We start from the raw sequence: 464 nt of genomic DNA on the forward strand, positions 1-464 counted from the left end.
CGAATGTCTCTTTATATGTGTATTTACCAGCTGGTAATTTCTCAAACTTTGCAATGCCTTGTTCGTTTGTTTTTCCTTTCACGACTTCCTGGCCTTGCTCGTTATAGATTGTAAACTCTGCACCTGGTAACTTATTGTTTCCATCCGCTACGTCTACTTTTGTAATTTCTAAGCTACCCTCAATCTTTTTGTTTTTTACGGTGTGTTTAATAATTTCACCATCTGTTTTAATTTCAAAGGAGAAAGTTTCTTCATGTGACACATAACCTTGTGGTGCAAGTGTTTCTTTGTATGTGTACTTTCCTGCTGGGAGTTTATCGAACTTCGCAATGCCTTGTTCGTTTGTTTTTCCCTTCACGACTTCCTGGCCTTGCTCGTTATAGATTGCAAACTCTGCACCTGGTAGCTTGTTATTTCCATCCGCTACGTCTACTTTTGTAATTTCAATTGAGCCTTTAATCTTT

The 464-nt window shown here is 38.1% G+C and carries 1 protein-coding gene; it reads right to left on the reverse strand.

Annotation, left to right across the window (positions count from 1 at the left end; all coding sequences use genetic code 11):
• On the reverse strand, window positions 1–464 hold a 464-nt coding region (locus MR160_RS33955), incomplete at both ends, for an MSCRAMM family protein (protein ID WP_255805930.1).

The sequence above is a fragment of the Bacillus cereus group sp. BfR-BA-01382 genome (assembly GCF_022663475.1).
In the GTDB taxonomy this organism is placed as follows: domain Bacteria; phylum Bacillota; class Bacilli; order Bacillales; family Bacillaceae_G; genus Bacillus_A; species Bacillus_A thuringiensis_S.